This is a genomic window from Rubrivivax sp. JA1055, from assembly GCF_020966565.1.
Lineage (GTDB): Bacteria > Pseudomonadota > Gammaproteobacteria > Burkholderiales > Burkholderiaceae_C > Rubrivivax > Rubrivivax benzoatilyticus.
Genome location: NZ_JAJKFP010000005.1, coordinates 380,708 through 394,902 on the forward strand (window position 1 = coordinate 380,708; position 14,195 = coordinate 394,902).

General features: G+C 71.0%; 13 protein-coding genes. 7 read left to right on the forward strand and 6 right to left on the reverse strand.

The genetic code is table 11. The annotated features are described in order from the left end of the window. Positions 1-101 precede the first annotated feature (101 nt). Positions 102-752, forward strand: coding sequence for an OmpA family protein (locus LOC65_RS08475; protein ID WP_230247197.1), 651 nt, complete (start codon positions 102-104; stop codon positions 750-752). 276 nt (positions 753-1,028) lie between these two features. Here LOC65_RS08475 and LOC65_RS08480 read toward each other — a convergent pair whose 3' ends face one another. Further along, entirely contained in the window at positions 1,029-2,303 is a 1,275-nt protein-coding gene (locus LOC65_RS08480; RefSeq protein ID WP_230247198.1) for a Glu/Leu/Phe/Val dehydrogenase, read from the reverse strand. 170 nt (positions 2,304-2,473) lie between these two features. On the opposite strand from LOC65_RS08480, the gene LOC65_RS08485 reads away from it, so the two are divergent. The 5 genes from LOC65_RS08485 (at position 2,474) to LOC65_RS08505 (ending at position 8,428) form a co-directional block, all read left to right on the forward strand. Continuing rightward, the gene (locus LOC65_RS08485; RefSeq protein ID WP_230247199.1) at positions 2,474-3,397 is read left to right on the forward strand and encodes a LysR substrate-binding domain-containing protein; all 924 of its coding nucleotides are present in this window, start codon (positions 2,474-2,476) and stop codon (positions 3,395-3,397) included. 196 nt (positions 3,398-3,593) lie between these two features. Further along, positions 3,594-5,135, forward strand: coding sequence for a PAS domain-containing methyl-accepting chemotaxis protein (locus tag LOC65_RS08490; protein ID WP_230247200.1), 1,542 nt, complete (start codon positions 3,594-3,596; stop codon positions 5,133-5,135). A gap of 297 nt (positions 5,136-5,432) precedes the next feature. After that, positions 5,433-5,936 (forward strand): Dps family protein, encoded by a 504-nt coding sequence (locus LOC65_RS08495; RefSeq protein ID WP_009856264.1) that lies wholly within the window; start codon positions 5,433-5,435, stop codon positions 5,934-5,936. Positions 5,937-6,318: 382 nt separating this feature from the next. After that, positions 6,319-7,959 carry a peptide chain release factor 3 gene (locus LOC65_RS08500; protein ID WP_009856265.1) on the forward strand — a complete coding sequence of 547 codons (1,641 nt, stop codon included), beginning with the start codon at positions 6,319-6,321 and terminating at the stop codon, positions 7,957-7,959. Between the two features lie 187 nt (positions 7,960-8,146). Then, on the forward strand, positions 8,147-8,428 hold the full coding sequence (locus LOC65_RS08505) for a hypothetical protein (RefSeq protein ID WP_230247201.1): 282 nt from the start codon (positions 8,147-8,149) through the stop codon (positions 8,426-8,428). Between the two features lie 104 nt (positions 8,429-8,532). Here the strand turns inward: LOC65_RS08505 and LOC65_RS08510 are convergent, their stop codons facing one another. Further along, positions 8,533-9,531, reverse strand: coding sequence for an acyltransferase (locus LOC65_RS08510; RefSeq protein WP_230247202.1), 999 nt, complete (start codon positions 9,529-9,531; stop codon positions 8,533-8,535). A 207-nt stretch (positions 9,532-9,738) separates the two neighbouring features. On the opposite strand from LOC65_RS08510, the gene ubiA reads away from it, so the two are divergent. Continuing rightward, positions 9,739-10,623: a 4-hydroxybenzoate octaprenyltransferase gene (ubiA, locus tag LOC65_RS08515; RefSeq protein ID WP_009856268.1), complete on the forward strand. Its 885-nt coding sequence runs from the start codon at positions 9,739-9,741 to the stop codon at positions 10,621-10,623. 29 nt (positions 10,624-10,652) lie between these two features. On the opposite strand, the gene LOC65_RS08520 is transcribed toward ubiA, so the two are convergent. The 4 genes from LOC65_RS08520 to proC all read right to left on the reverse strand — a co-directional run bounded on the left by LOC65_RS08520 (position 10,653) and on the right by proC (position 14,091). Next, the gene (locus LOC65_RS08520) at positions 10,653-11,249 is read right to left on the reverse strand and encodes a hypothetical protein (RefSeq protein WP_009856269.1); all 597 of its coding nucleotides are present in this window, start codon (positions 11,247-11,249) and stop codon (positions 10,653-10,655) included. Then, positions 11,246-12,391, reverse strand: a complete 1,146-nt coding sequence (locus LOC65_RS08525; RefSeq protein WP_050801736.1) for a M48 family metalloprotease — start codon at positions 12,389-12,391, stop codon at positions 11,246-11,248. Before LOC65_RS08525 ends, LOC65_RS08520 begins: the two co-directional genes overlap by 4 nt. Further along, a complete protein-coding gene (locus LOC65_RS08530) occupies positions 12,388-13,134 on the reverse strand; it encodes a hypothetical protein (RefSeq protein ID WP_230247203.1) in 747 nt (248 codons plus the stop codon). Before LOC65_RS08530 ends, LOC65_RS08525 begins: the two co-directional genes overlap by 4 nt. 141 nt (positions 13,135-13,275) lie before the next feature. Continuing rightward, positions 13,276-14,091, reverse strand: coding sequence for a pyrroline-5-carboxylate reductase (gene proC, locus LOC65_RS08535; protein ID WP_009856273.1), 816 nt, complete (start codon positions 14,089-14,091; stop codon positions 13,276-13,278). Positions 14,092-14,195 lie beyond the last annotated feature (104 nt).

Consider the following 14,195-nt stretch of genomic DNA (forward strand, 5'->3'; position numbering starts at 1 on the left):
CCGGGGGGCGGAGCGGAACCTAAGATCCTAAGCACCTCTGCCGCGGCGCACCTTGTCGCAGTTCGTGGCCGAGGCTCCGTATCCGAACGAGGAGAAGACGAATGAATGCAAGACGTTTGGCCGGACGTGGCGTGGCCGTCGCGCTGGCGGTGACGGTGCTGGCCGGCTGCGAGACCATGGACGAACGCAGCAAGGGCACGGCCACCGGGGCCGCCATCGGTGCGCTCGGCGGGGCCGTGATCAGCAAGGCCACCGGCGGCAAGGCGGGCACCGGGGCGGTGATCGGCGGCGTCGTCGGCGCCGTCGGCGGCAACCTGTGGTCCAAGCGCATGGAGGAGAAGCGCCGGGCGATGGAGCAGGCCACCGCCGGCACCGGCATCGACGTCGCGCGCACGCCGGACAACGAGCTGAAGGTCAACGTGCCCAGCGACCTGTCCTTCGCCGTCGGCCGCGCCGACCTGCAGCCTTCGCTGCGCCCGGTGCTCGACCAGTTCGCCAAGGGGCTGGACCAGACGATGCACGTGCGCATCGTCGGCCACACCGACAGCACCGGCAGCGACGCGATCAACGACCCGCTGTCGCTGGCGCGCGCCCGCACCGTGCGCGACTACCTCGAAGACCGCGGCGTGCCCGCCGCCCGCCTGGAGATCGCCGGCCGCGGCTCGCGCGAGCCGGTGGCCGACAACGGCAGCGACGCCGGCCGCGCCAAGAACCGCCGCGTCGAGATCTTTCTCCGCGAGCCCGGCGCCTGAGTCCCGCCACGGCCCGTCTTCGCCGGGTCGTCGGTGCACCGCGTTAAGCCCGGGTACGCGGTCAGCGAGTGACCGCAACACCCGAGGTCCTCTGCGATCAAGCTTCCCGCCACGGCCCGGCTCCGCCGGGCAGTCGGCGGACGGCCTTGCAGGCCGCGCCGGGCCAGGGGCCCGGCCGCTCGGCAGGCGCCGACGGTCCACTGGACCGTCCGCGTCCTGCCGAGCCCCCTTGGGGGGTAGCGAGCGCTAGCGAGCTTGGGGGCTCACATTCCTGGCTCACGGATACAGACCTCTTTCCTCGCGCGCCATCAGGATGCGCTCGCAGGCCACCGCGAAGGTGGCGGTGCGCAGCGTGATCTGGTGGCGGTCGGCGGTGTCCCAGATGCGCTTCAGCGCGCCGATCATGATCTTCTCGAGGCGCACGTTGATCTCGTCTTCGGTCCAGAAGAACGAGCTGAAGTCCTGCACCCACTCGAAGTAGCTGACGGTCACGCCGCCGGCGTTGCAGATCACGTCGGGCACGACGAGCACGCCGCGCTCGGCGAGGATGTCGTCGGCGTCGGGCAGCGTCGGGCCGTTGGCGCCTTCGAGCACGATGCGGGCCTTCAGGCGCTGCGCGCGCGCGGCGGTGATCTGGCCTTCCAGCGCCGCCGGCACGAGGATGTCGCAGGCCACGTCCCAGAAGCTCTCGCCGTCGGCCGCTTCGCCGCCGCGGAAGCCGCCGACACCGCCGGTGGCCTTCACGTGCGCCGTCAGGTCGGCGATGTCCAGGCCGTGGTCGTTGACGACGGTGCCGGTGTGGTCCTGCGCCGCGACGATGCGCCCGCCGGCCTGGGCGAAGAGCTCCGCCGCCGACGAGCCGACGTTGCCGAAGCCCTGCACCGCGACCCGCGCGCCGTTCAGGTCCAGCCCGAGGCGGCGGGCCGCCTCGCGCCCGGTGACGAAGACGCCGCGGCCAGTGGCCTTCACGCGGCCCAGCGATCCGCCGAGGTGGATCGGCTTGCCGGTGACGACGCCGGTCGCGGTGGCGCCGGTGTTCATCGAGTACGTGTCCATCATCCACGCCATGATCTGCGGGTTGGTGTTCACGTCCGGCGCCGGGATGTCCTGCTGCGGCCCGATGATCAAGCCGATCTCGCTGGTGTAGCGCCGCGTCATGCGCTCCAGCTCCTTGTGCGTCAGCTGCTTCGGGTCGACGCGGATGCCGCCCTTGGCGCCGCCGTAGGGCAGGTTGACGGCGGCGTTCTTGATGCTCATCCACGCCGACAGCGCCATCACTTCCTCGAGCGTGACGTCGGGGTGGTAGCGCACGCCGCCCTTGCCGGGGCCGCGCGACATGTTGTGCTGCACGCGGTAGCCCTCGAAGTGCTCGATGCGGCCGTCGTCCATCTCGATCGGGATGTCGACGATCAGCGCACGTTTCGGGCGCTTCAGCGTCTCGACCCAGCGCGCGAGGTGGCCCAGATAGGGCACGACGCGGTCGACCTGCGCGAGGTAGGTGCCCCAGGGGCTGTGCGGTGTCGGGTGGACGAAGGAAAGCGGTTGCGGCATCGGTTCTTCCTGGTGGGAGAGGGCGGGCGGCCGGCGGTCTCGTGGACCGGGGCGCGCGGTGAGGGGCACTGTAGGCCGCGGGCCGCGGCGCGGGATTGGCGCCGACCCTGGTTTTGCATGCATTTTTCGCATGGCTTCAGGCCTGGGCAGGCGCGCGCGACAATCGCGCCATGACCCTCACCGAGCTCAAGTACATCGTCGCGGTCGCGCGCGAACGGCACTTCGGCCGCGCCGCCGAGGCCTGCTTCGTGTCGCAGCCGACGCTCAGCGTCGCGATCAAGAAGCTGGAGGAGGAGCTCGACGTCAAGCTCTTCGAGCGTGGCGCCAGCGAGGTCAGCGTCACGCCGCTGGGCGAGGAGATCGTGCGCCAGGCGCAGCAGGTCATCGAGCAGGCGCAGGCGATCCGCGAGATCGCCAAGCGCGGCAAGGACCCGGTGTCGGGCCCGCTGCGCCTGGGCGTCATCTACACGATCGGGCCCTACCTGCTGCCCGACCTGGTGCGCAGCGCGATCGAGCACGTGCCGCAGATGCCGCTGATGATCCAGGAGAACTTCACCGCCAAGCTGCTGGAGTCGCTGCGCACCGGCGAGCTCGACTGCGCGATCATGGCCGAGCCCTTCCCGGACACCGGCATGGCGGTGGCGCCGCTGTACGACGAGCCCTTCCTCGCCGCGGTGCCGCGCAGCCACCCGCTGGCCGCACGCGACAGCGTCAGCGCCGAGGAGTTGAAGGCCGAGACCATGCTGCTGCTGGGCACCGGCCACTGCTTCCGCGACCACGTGCTCGAGGTCTGCCCGGAGTACGCACGTTTCTCCAGCGACGCCGAGGGCATCCGCAAGAGCTTCGAGGGCTCGTCGCTGGAGACGATCAAGTACATGGTCGCCGCCGGCATGGGCGTCACCGTCGTGCCGCGGCTGTCGTTGCCCGCCGAGGCCGACAAACACGTGGCCTACATCCCGTTCACCGAGCCGGTGCCGACGCGGCGCGTGGTGCTGGTCTGGCGCCGCACCTTCACGCGCTACGAGGCGATTGCCGCGCTGCGCAACGCGATCTACGCCAGCGAGCTGCCGGGCGTGCGCCGCCTGACGGCCTGATCGAGCGATCGTCTGACGCCGGGCGCCCGCGCCGCGCGGGCGCGCTTTGCGTGAATTTGAGCGATTTGTCCGCCAGTCGCCCCGCTTATGGCGCGGCACGCGGCGAGCCGTCCTCCTACAGTCTTCGACAAACGACGCCCCGCGGCGGCGCAGTGTGCCGCGTACGTCCCGAATCGACAGAGAGGACCGTCCTGCCATGCGCGTCAACCTGCCCGTCACGCAGAAGGAATACGACTATCCGGCCGATGCGCTGATCGTCTCGACCACCGACGCTCAGGGCCGCATCACGCACTGCAACAGCACCTTCGTCGAGGTCAGCGGCTACGACTACGAGGAGCTGATCGGCCAGCCGCACAACCTGATCCGCCATCCCGACGTGCCGCCCGAGGCCTTCAAGGACCTGTGGCAGACCATCGGCCGCGGCCGGCCCTGGACCGGCATCGTCAAGAACCGGCGTCGCAACGGCGACCACTACTGGGTGCGCGCCAACGTCACGCCGGTGATGGAGGGCGGCAAGCCGGTGGCCTACCTGTCGGTGCGGCTCAAGCCCACGCGCGAGGAGATCCTGGCCGCTGAAGCGCTGTATACGAAGATCGCCGCCGAACGCGAGTCGGGCCGCGCCACCTTGCGCCTGCATGCCGGCCGGGTGCGCTACCTGGGCTGGCGTGACCTGCCCGGGCGTGTGCACCGCATGTCGCTGACGGCACGCCTGGCCGCGGTGATGGGGGTCCAGCTGGCGCTGACGCTGGGCGTGGCCTCGGCCGCGCCGCTGCCGGTGGCCGCCGCCGTCGGCCTGGCTGGCGTCGTGCTGGCGGCGTATGGGTTTCGCCGCCACATCCAGCATCGCCTCGACGAAGCCGAACGTTTTGCGCAGGAGCTCGCCGGCTGCGACCTGACGACCTCGATCACGCACGTGCACCCGCACCCGGTCAGCGGGCTGACGCGGGCGCTGATGCAGATCCAGCTGAACCTGCGTGCGGCGATCAGCGACGCCCGCCAGGAGGTGGCCGGAACCGCCAGCGCCACCGCCGGCATCGCACGCGGCAGCGAGGACCTGTCCAAGCGCACCGAGGCCCAGCACGACGCGCTGCAGAAGACCGCCTCGTCGATGGAGCAGATCGCCGGCACGGTGCGCCACGCGGCGGCGACCGCCGGCGAGGTGCTGCGCCAGAGCCTGCAGACGGCCGCCGTGGCCACCGACGGCGGCCAGGCGATGGAGCGTGTCGGCGCCACGATCCAGGCCATCGAGCACTCGTCGCGCAAGGTGACCGAGATCGTCCAGATCATCGAGGGCATCGCGTTCCAGACCAACCTGCTGGCGCTCAACGCCGCGGTGGAGGCGGCGCGTGCCGGCGAGCAGGGCCGCGGCTTCGCCGTCGTCGCCGCCGAGGTGCGGGCACTGGCGCAGCGCAGCGCCAAGGCGGCGCAGGACGTGCGCGGGCTGATCATGGCGTCGGTCGAGCAGGTCGCCGACAGCACGCGCCAGATGGACGAGGCCAACGACACGATCGGCCGCACCGTCGGCGAGGTGCAGCGTGTCGGCGAGATGATCCAGCAGATCACGCGGGCCGCCGAGGAGCAGTCGGCCGGCATCGAGCAGGTCAACGGCGCGGTCAACGAGCTCGGCCGCATGACCGAGGCCAACGCCGAACTGGTGCAGCAGACCGCCAGCGCGGTGCAGGCGCTGTACCAGCGCACCGAGACGCTGAAGCGCTCGGTGCAGCTGTTCCGCCTGTAGCGGCGCCCGGCGGCGCTATCGCCGCCTTCGAGACGATCAACTGGCCGGCGGCCGCCGCGGCCCGTACGCTGACACCCGCTCCGGTTATCCGGACGCGGCAAGGAGTACGAGATGAACACGATGAAGCGGCTGCGCAAGGGCCTGGGCGGTGCGATCGTCGCTTTCGGGCTGGCCGTGCTGGCCGGCGGGATCTGGCCCGTGGCCTGAGAGTTCCCGCGTGTTGACCGGGTCGAAACCGGGCCGTCGCGCGGCTTGGGTAGAGTCCGCAGGGAACCCGTCCCCTTCAGGAGAGAGCGAATGGCGAAGAAAAAAGCTGCCGGCGGCGCGCCGGCGATCAACATCGGCATCAGCGACAAGGACCGAGCGGCGATCACCGCCGGCCTCAGCAAGCTGCTGGCCGACACCTACACGCTGTACCTGACCACGCACAACTTCCACTGGAACGTCACGGGGCCGATGTTCAACACGCTCCACACGATGTTCATGACGCAGTACACGGAGCTGTGGAACGCGGTCGACCCGATCGCCGAGCGCATCCGCTCGCTGGGCCACCCGGCGCCGGGCTCGTACGCGCAGTTCGGCGCGCTGGCCTCGGTGGCCGACGCCCCGGCCACGCCGCCGAAGGCGCTGGAGATGGTCAAGATCCTCGTCGAGGGCCACGAGGCCGTGGCGCGCACCGCACGCAGCATCTTCCCGCTGGCCGACGCCGCCGGCGACGAGCCGACCGCCGACCTGCTGACGCAGCGCCTGACGGTGCACGAGCAGACGGCCTGGATGCTGCGCTCGCTGCTCGAGGAGTAAGTCCTCCCGCCCCGCGCTGCAGCGCGGGGCATGGCAGTTGCTGGGCGCAGACACGCCAGGCTGCCAGGCCACGGCCGCCGGGCGGCACGGTCGGAGGGGCGCAACGCCAGGACGGGGTCACGCCAGGACGGGGTCAGGTCTCACGAGACCTGACTCCGGGCTTCGGAGGGGCGCAACGCCAGGTCGGGGTCAGGTCTCACGAGACCTGACCCCGGGCTTCCGTGCAAACGGCAAGACCTGACCCCGCCGGGGCATGACCCCGCCAGAGCACGCCCCGGCCGCGGTCTTTCGCGCCGGTGATCGCGTGACTCGCCCCTCACCGTCTCCGCCGCTCCCCGGCCCTGCCGACGATAATTCGCGGTTCCGCCCGTAGAGCCGCCCCATGTCCTCCGACACCGCCTCCCGCATCGAGTCCGAAGTGCGCCGCCGTCGCACCTTCGCGATCATCAGCCACCCCGACGCGGGCAAGACCACGCTGACCGAGAAGCTGCTGCTGTTCTCGGGCGCGATCCAGATCGCCGGCTCGGTGAAGGCGCGCAAAGCCAGCCGCCACGCCACGTCCGACTGGATGGAGATCGAGAAGCAGCGTGGCATCTCGGTGGCCTCGTCGGTGATGCAGATGGAGTACCGCGACTGCGTCATCAACCTGCTCGACACCCCGGGCCACCAGGACTTCTCCGAAGACACCTACCGCGTGCTGACCGCGGTCGACGCGGCGCTGATGGTCATCGACGCGGCCAACGGCGTCGAGCCGCAGACGCGCCGCCTGCTGCAGGTCTGCCGCGCGCGCAACACGCCGATCCTCACCTTCGTCAACAAGATGGACCGCGAGGTCCGGCAGCCGCTGGACCTGATGGACGAGATCGAGCGCGAGCTCGGCATGAGCGTCGTGCCCTTCACCTGGCCGGTGGGCATGGGCAAGTTCTTCGGCGGCGTGCTCGACCTGGGCAAGGACCAGATGCGTGTCTTCTCGCCCGGCGAGGAGCGTGCGACGCACGACGACGAGATCATCGAGGGCCTGGCCAACCCGGTGCTCGAGGAGCGTTTCGGCAGCCCCTACATGGAGGCGGCCAGCGAGGTCGAGCTGGTTCGCGAGGCGGCGCCGGGCTTCGACGAGGCCGAGTTCCTGGCCGGCCGCCAGACGCCGATGTTCTTCGGCTCGGCGATCAACAACTTCGGCGTGCGCGAGGTGCTGGACGCGCTCGTCGACATGGCGCCGGCCCCGGGCCCGCGCCCGGCGCTGCAGCGCGAGGTGCAGCCGGGCGAGCCCAAGTTCACCGGCGTCGTCTTCAAGATCCAGGCCAACATGGACCCGGCGCACCGCGACCGCATCGCCTTCCTGCGCGTGGCCAGCGGCCACTTCGAACGCGGCATGCGGCTGAAGGTCGTGCGCTCGGGCAAGGAGCTGCGGCCGAACACGGTGGTGAGCTTCCTGTCGCAGCGCCGCGAGCTGCTCGAGGAGGCTTTCGGCGGCGACATCATCGGCATCCCGAACCACGGCGTGCTGCAGCTCGGCGACACGCTGACCGAAGGCGAGAGCCTGCAGTTCACCGGCCTGCCGTTCTTCGCGCCGGAAATGTTCCGCGCCGTCGAAGTGGCCGACCCGCTGCGCACCAAGCAGCTGCGCGCCGGCCTGACCCAGCTCGGCGAGGAAGGCGCGATCCAGGTCTTCCGCCCGGTCGCCGGCAGCGTGCTGCTGCTGGGCGCCGTCGGCCAGCTGCAGTTCGAAGTCGTCGCCCACCGCCTGGAGCACGAGTACGGCGTGAAGGCGCGCATCATGCCGGCGCGCTACAACGTCGCGCGCTGGGTCACCTGCGACGAGGCCGACGGCGGCGAGCGTGAGCTCAAGCGCTTCATCGACGGCAACTCGCACCGCGTCGCGCTCGACGCCGTCGACGCGCCCTGCGTGCTGCTCGAATACGCCGGCGAACTGCGGGCGATGCAGGAGAACTGGCCGAAGATCAAGTTCCACGCGCTGCGCGAGCACGCGGGGCTGGTGTTCCAGAAGCAGCTCGAGGGTTGAGACGGGCGGCGCGGCAGCTTCCGCGCCGCCCTGGTGGCCTACCTGGATGCCGGCGACGGCGCCGCGCCGCCTTCGGCCTACGAACTGGGCGTCGAGATCTTCGGGCGCTACGAAGGTCCTGACGACATGGCGGGCCGGCACCGGCAGCACGCCGCCGAGGTCTGGGCCGGCAAGCGGCCGGGTCTCGATGCCGGCGTCAGAGCCGGCCGTCGCCGCCCCGGCGGCGATCGCCGTCGAAGAACCGCTGCCGGCGCCGCTGCGGCCGCATCCTGGCCCGGTGCTCGTCGACAGCGGGCCGCTGCTGGCGCTGATGAACCGTCACGACGCCTGGCATGTCCGGACGCGGGACGGGCTGGTCGCCAACCGGCAGGCCCGGCTGAAGATCCGCCATCTGTTGTCGGTGGACACCGACTTCGACGTCTACCGCGACCGCAGCGGGCGCGCGCTGATCAACCTCCTGGTGGTTTAGCGGCGCTCGCCATTGCGCCATGCCGCGCCGGTGGGCGGGCGCGCCAGCATCGCCTGGGGGCGTGCACCGGCCGGCATTGGCTGCACGGCCGTGGCCGGCGTCGGTCAGGCGCCTGCGGCCGATCCGGGCGGACCAGCCCGCCGTGCGCGGCGCGATCGGAAAGTCCGTTCGATCGTGTAGTACGACAGCGCCGCGCAGGTGATCGCGGCGCCGCCGGCCGCGAGGAACGTGATGCTCCAGTGCAGGCCCTCGTTGCGCATCCAGTAGACGAATGGGTAGTGCCACAGATAGATGCCGTAGGACATGCGTCCCAGCCAGGTCAGCGGCCCGGACGCAAAGACCTTCAGGTGTTGCGCTCCGAGGATGATCAGTGCGGCAGACAGCTCCGCGGCGAGCGCGATCTCCATCAGGCTGTCGCGCCCGTACCAGTGCGCGGAGTGCACGCACCAGGCGAAGATCGCCCAGCCGGCGAGCGCCGCCGTGCCGCCGAACTGCGGCTTCCAGAGGGCGCACACGGCCCCGAGTACCAGGCCCGACAGGCGGGTGTCGAAACGGTAGTAGGTCTGCAGCCAGTCGCCTTCTCCGAGCACGTTCCAGCGCCATGCCGTCGCCGCGACGAACAGCAGTGCCAGGCTGGCGATCCGAAGGCGCGGGGCGAGCTTCAGGATGCCGACGAGCAGCAGCGGCCACACGAGATAAAAGTGCTCCTCGGCCGCCAGGCTCCAGGTGTGCTGGAGGACCACCGGCACGCGCCAGAAGGCCCGTCCGTAGTCCGAAAGGTAGAGCGTCGTGACGATCGCGTCTCTGACGTGGTTGACCCGGTTCCCGAACACCGTTTCGGCCACGAGCAGGTAGGTGCCGACGAAGAGCAGCAGCGCCGGATACAGGCGGCGCAGGCGACGAAGGTAGAACGAGCCGATGGAGATCGAACCGCGATGCCGGTGCTCTTCGGCCAGGATCCGGGTGATCAGGTACCCGGACAGGACGAAGAAGAGATCGACGCCGAGGAAACCGCCGTTGAACCCCGGCACGCGGGCGTGGAAGGCCAGCACCACCAGCACCGCAATGGCACGTACTCCATCGAGCGCCGGAACGTATTGCATGCCCTTGCCTGTTGGTCGTGCCGGCATTCTGCAGGGATGCCACCGCAGTGCCTTCTGGTCCGGGGGCCCGGCCGCGAGGTTCTACCGCTTCGAGAGGGATGCGGTCCCGGCTGCTGGCGGCGGGGACGACCCCGGGTGACCCGTCGCCCGCGAGCCCGCCCTATCGCCGTCGCGGCCAGGCCCGCCGCTCGCCGGATAATCGCTGCCGTGATCGCCGCGCGCCGCTTCCATCTCTACCTGGACCTGATCCGCTGGGACCGCCCGGCCGGCTGGCTGCTGCTGCTGTGGCCGACGCTGGCCGCGCTGTGGATCGCCGCCGACGGCTTCCCCGGTCTGCACCTGATCGCCGTCTTCACGCTGGGCACGGTGCTGATGCGCAGCGCCGGCTGCTGCATCAACGACGTCGCCGACCGCGAGTTCGACCGCCACGTCAAGCGCACGGCGCAGCGTCCGATCACCAGCGGCGCGCTCGGTGTGCCCGACGCGCTGGGCGTCGGCGCGGCGCTGGCCTTCGTCTCGTTCCTGCTGGTGCTGACGACCAACCCGCCGACGATCCTGCTGTCGTTCTTCGGCCTGGCGGTGACGCTGGTCTACCCCTACGCCAAACGTTTCGTCTCCATGCCGCAGGCGGTGCTGGGCGTGGCCTTCAGCTTCGGCATCCCGATGGCCTTCGCCGCGGCGCAGGGCGGTCAGGAGTGGACCTTCGCCGCGGTGCCGCCGCAGGCCTGGTGGCTGCTGGTCGGCAACCTGTTCTGGGTGCTGGCCTACGACACCGAGTACGCGATGGTCGACCGCGACGACGACCTGAAGATCGGCATCAAGACCTCGGCGATCACGCTCGGCCGCTTCGACGTCGCCGGCATCATGGCCTTCTACGGCCTGTTCCTCGCGATCTGGGCCGTCGTCGGCGTGTCGCTCGGCCTGGGCGCGTGGTTCCTGCTCGGCATCGCCGCCGCCGCGGCGCAGGCGCTGTGGCACTGGTCGCTGATCCGCGACCGCGGCCGCGAAGGCTGCTTCCGCGCCTTCCGCGTCAACCACTGGGTGGGTTTGGCGGTCTTCGCCGGGGTCGTCGTCGACCTGGCGATGCGCTGAGCGGGCCGGCCCGCCGCGCACCGCCGGCGTCAGACCAGGCGCGCCGAGCGCACGATCGCTTCGACCTCGGGCAGCCCGCGCGGGAAGAAACCCAGGCGTGGCGCCGCGAAGGCCAGCGCGAACAGTTCGCCGTTCTTCACCGCGAACCAGGTGACCCCGCGCACGACCACCTCGTCGCCCTTGCGCACGCTGGTGTACTCGAAGCGCACGCCGGGTTGTCCGGCGAAGCTCGCGGGCTCCATCTTGTCGAGCGTGAAGCTCGAGCCGTCGCGCGAGACCATCGACTCGAACAGCCCGACGATGTCCTGGGGCGCCATACCGGCGGTGTAGGCCAGGGGCTTGGCGCCGTCCTTGTTGCGCGGCGTCGGTGCCAGCAGGTCGCCGCTCTTGAGGCCGACGTAGAAGCGAAGCGTGTCCAGCGCGAAGCCGTCGCGCGTCCAGACCGGGTGCTGATTGCCCTCGGCGGAGCTGTCGAAACGGTTCCAGGCTCTGCCCGCCGTCACGGCGAGGCGGTTCTTGATCACGGTCTCGCCGGGAGCCACCTCGACGAATGCCGGGCCCGCGCAGCCGGCCAGCAGCGCGCCGAGCGCGAGGATCGCGCCTCGGCGCGTGGCGATGGGAGTCATGACGGGAGTTCCTCCAGGGTCTGTCGGATGAAGGCGGCGTCGGGTGCCTCGGGTGCACGCTCCAGGTAACGCTGCAGCGCCTGGCGTGCGGCATCGTGGCGTTCCTGCGTACGGTGCAGCGTGCCGAGCGATCGATGCGCGACGGCCGGCTCGCGACCGCTGCGCACCGACTGCTCGAGATCCGCCAGCGCCAGGTCGAGGTCGCCGTCGCGGTTGCGCAGGCGGCGCGCTTCGCCGCGGAAGTACAGCAGTTCGGGGTCTCCCGGTTCGCTCGCCAAGCGGCGGTCGAGCAGCACGATCGACTCGTCGAAGCGCCGGCGCCGCAGCTCGTCCTCGAGCAACGAGAAGCGCCAGGGCGCGATCAGCGCGCGGAACTCGGCTTCGCGTGTTTCGCCGCGGGAGTCCTGCTGCGTCAGCGCTTGCAGCGCGGCACGGCGCTCGTCGTTGGCCGGGTGGGTGGCGAACAGCGCGTTCTGGGCCGGATCCTCGACGCCGGCGGCCTTCAGTTCGGCCAGCAGGTTGCCCCAGATCTTCGACGCCTCGCCGGTCTCGTAACCGGCGCGGCGCATCAGCTCGACGCCGATGCGGTCGGCCTCGCGTTCGTGCTCCCGCGAGAACGCATAGGCGCCGCCCACCGTCGCCAGTGCGCCGACGGCACCGACGAGGCCGAAGACCGCCAGAAAAGTGCCGAGCGCGCTGCGCGACTTGGCATCACGCAGCTGGGCCACGGAGTGACGTTCGAGGTAGTGGCCGATCTCGTGTCCCAGCACGGCGGCGAGCTGGGCCTCGTTGTCCACGCGCAGCAGCAGACCACTCCAGATCTGCATCATCCCGTTGGGCGCCATGCTGGCGTTGAACATCGGCACACGCAGCGCGTAGACGCGCATGTCCGCCGCGTGTTCACCCGCCAGCCGGCCGACGACACCCTCCAGATAGGCCTGCAGTCCGTCGTCACGCATGCGCAGCGGGCTGCGGCGCACGCGCGTCTCCTCGCGGTCCAGCAGCGCCCACAGCCCGCCTTCGTCTGACGCCGGGTCGGGGCGCCCCAGGCGGTTGGGCGGCATCCAGTCGGCCGCAAGCGCGGCGCCGGACAGCAGCATGCAGTGGGCGCAACCCCACTTCAGCCAGGCGCGGCGCTTCATGGCGCAACGGGCAGGTTCCCCAGCAGCTCCGCGACCGTCTCGGTGGCCGAATCGATCTCGCGCAGATCGCCGGTCATGCGCACCAAGGGGTTGAACCAGACCACCTGTCCGCTCTCCAGGTCGACCAGCGAGGCGTAGCCGACCTGCGCTCCAGGCATCAGCGCGAAGCCGAACAGCGCCAGACCGATCATCGCGGCCTTGCGCTCCGCACTGGCATAACTGTCGCGCACGAAGACGAAGAGTCCGTAGCGTTGGCCGCCCTGCTGGGCGATCGGCCGCACCGAGTCACCGAGCGACCAGTCGAGCTTGTCGTGTTTGGTCGGCAGCGGCAGGGTGCGCTGTCCGGCATGGTGCACCCAGATCGCCGACGCCACCGCGTTCTGGAGGCCGATCGGCTCGGCGAACTCGTCGGCCTGGCGCTCGTCGAAGAAGTCGGCGGCCAGGCCCAGCGTGCGGGTGCGCTGCGCCAGGGCCGCCTTCATGTGCTCCCGGGCCGCCATCGTCCAGTCGGCGCGCGGTTCGGACACACCGCCGGCGCTCAGCGAGAACAGCTCGATGTCGGGAGGCATGACGGCGACGCGGTCCTGGGCCTTCAGGCCGGCGAAGCCCGGCGCGACGTGGCGGGTGTCGAAGGCGCGGGCTGGCGGCGCCGCTTTCGTTGCCGTCTTCTTCGCTGTCGGCGCCGGCGGCGCCGAAGACGACGGCTCGGCAGCCGATGCCGCCGCGGCCAAGAGACATGCCATCACGCAGGCGATCGCTCTGCGTCCGCTGGCTGCTGGATTCATGATCCCCCCGTCGAGCCTGTCGAGCGGCCCGTAACCGCGAGTTATAGCCCGCTCGGGTGCCCGTGCCTTGCGGCAGAGCAGCCCCTTGTCCGGGGGGGCTCAGCCGCCGAACTCGTCCCCCAGCTCCCGCGCGCGCTCTCGCGCCCGGCCGATCGCGCGCACGACGGCCGCGCCGACGCCGTCGGCTTCCATCGACGTGATCGCCGCGTAGGTCGTGCCGCCCTTGGACGTGACCTGGGCGCGCAGCTCGGCCGGCGGCAGCGGCGAGGCCTCGGCCAGCGCCGTCGCGCCGTCGAAGGTGGCCAGCGCCAGCGCACGCGCCTGGGCCTCGGGCAGGCCCATCTCGACGCCGGCCTTCATCATCGCCTCGAGCACGTAGAAGACGTAGGCCGGGCCCGAGCCCGACAGCGCCGTCACCGCGTCGAGGTCGGCTTCGCGTTCGACCCAGACGGTGCGCCCGGTCGGCGCCAGCAGCGCCTCGACGGCGCCGCGTTCGTCCGGCGTCACCGCGTCGCGTGCGTAGAGCCCGGCGACGCCGCGGCCGATCAGCGCCGGGGTGTTGGGCATCGCGCGCACGACACGCTGGCTGCCGCTGGCGCGCGCGATCGCGTCGCTGCGCACCCCGGCCATCACGCTGAGCTGCAGCGCGCCGCCGACGTGCGCCGCGCAGGGCGCCGCCGCGTCGCGGAACAGCTGCGGCTTGACCGCCCAGACGACGATGCCGGCCGAAGCCAGCGCCGGCCCGGCCTCGGCCAGCGGCGCGAGGCCGAACTCGCGCTGCAGCCGCTCGCGTTGCGCCGCAAAAGGCTCGACGACGAGGATGGACGCCGGCGCACGGCCGCTCTTCAGCAGCCCGCCGATCAAGGCGCCGGCCATGTTGCCGCCGCCGATGAAGGCGATGTTCGAGGGGTTCATTCGGTCAGTTTAGCCATCGTCGCCTGCTAGCCGCAGAGCCGGGGGGCGGTCAGCGAGCCGGCTTCGATGCCCGGCGAACGCGAGCAAGCTTCCCGCCACGGATC

Excerpts from the sequence above, each read along its gene's own strand:
- LOC65_RS08475 (WP_230247197.1), top strand. The coding sequence starts at position 102 with ATGAATGCAAGACGTTTGGCCGGACGTGGCGTGGCCGTCGCGCTGGCG.
- LOC65_RS08480 (WP_230247198.1), bottom strand. The coding sequence starts at position 2,303 with ATGCCGCAACCGCTTTCCTTCGTCCACCCGACACCGCACAGCCCCTGG.
- LOC65_RS08485 (WP_230247199.1), top strand. The coding sequence starts at position 2,474 with ATGACCCTCACCGAGCTCAAGTACATCGTCGCGGTCGCGCGCGAACGG.
- LOC65_RS08490 (WP_230247200.1), top strand. The coding sequence starts at position 3,594 with ATGCGCGTCAACCTGCCCGTCACGCAGAAGGAATACGACTATCCGGCC.
- LOC65_RS08495 (WP_009856264.1), top strand. The coding sequence starts at position 5,433 with ATGGCGAAGAAAAAAGCTGCCGGCGGCGCGCCGGCGATCAACATCGGC.
- LOC65_RS08500 (WP_009856265.1), top strand. The coding sequence starts at position 6,319 with ATGTCCTCCGACACCGCCTCCCGCATCGAGTCCGAAGTGCGCCGCCGT.
- LOC65_RS08505 (WP_230247201.1), top strand. The coding sequence starts at position 8,147 with ATGCCGGCGTCAGAGCCGGCCGTCGCCGCCCCGGCGGCGATCGCCGTC.
- LOC65_RS08510 (WP_230247202.1), bottom strand. The coding sequence starts at position 9,531 with ATGCAATACGTTCCGGCGCTCGATGGAGTACGTGCCATTGCGGTGCTG.
- LOC65_RS08520 (WP_009856269.1), bottom strand. The coding sequence starts at position 11,249 with ATGACTCCCATCGCCACGCGCCGAGGCGCGATCCTCGCGCTCGGCGCG.
- LOC65_RS08525 (WP_050801736.1), bottom strand. The coding sequence starts at position 12,391 with ATGAAGCGCCGCGCCTGGCTGAAGTGGGGTTGCGCCCACTGCATGCTG.
- LOC65_RS08530 (WP_230247203.1), bottom strand. The coding sequence starts at position 13,134 with ATGGCATGTCTCTTGGCCGCGGCGGCATCGGCTGCCGAGCCGTCGTCT.
- proC (WP_009856273.1), bottom strand. The coding sequence starts at position 14,091 with ATGAACCCCTCGAACATCGCCTTCATCGGCGGCGGCAACATGGCCGGC.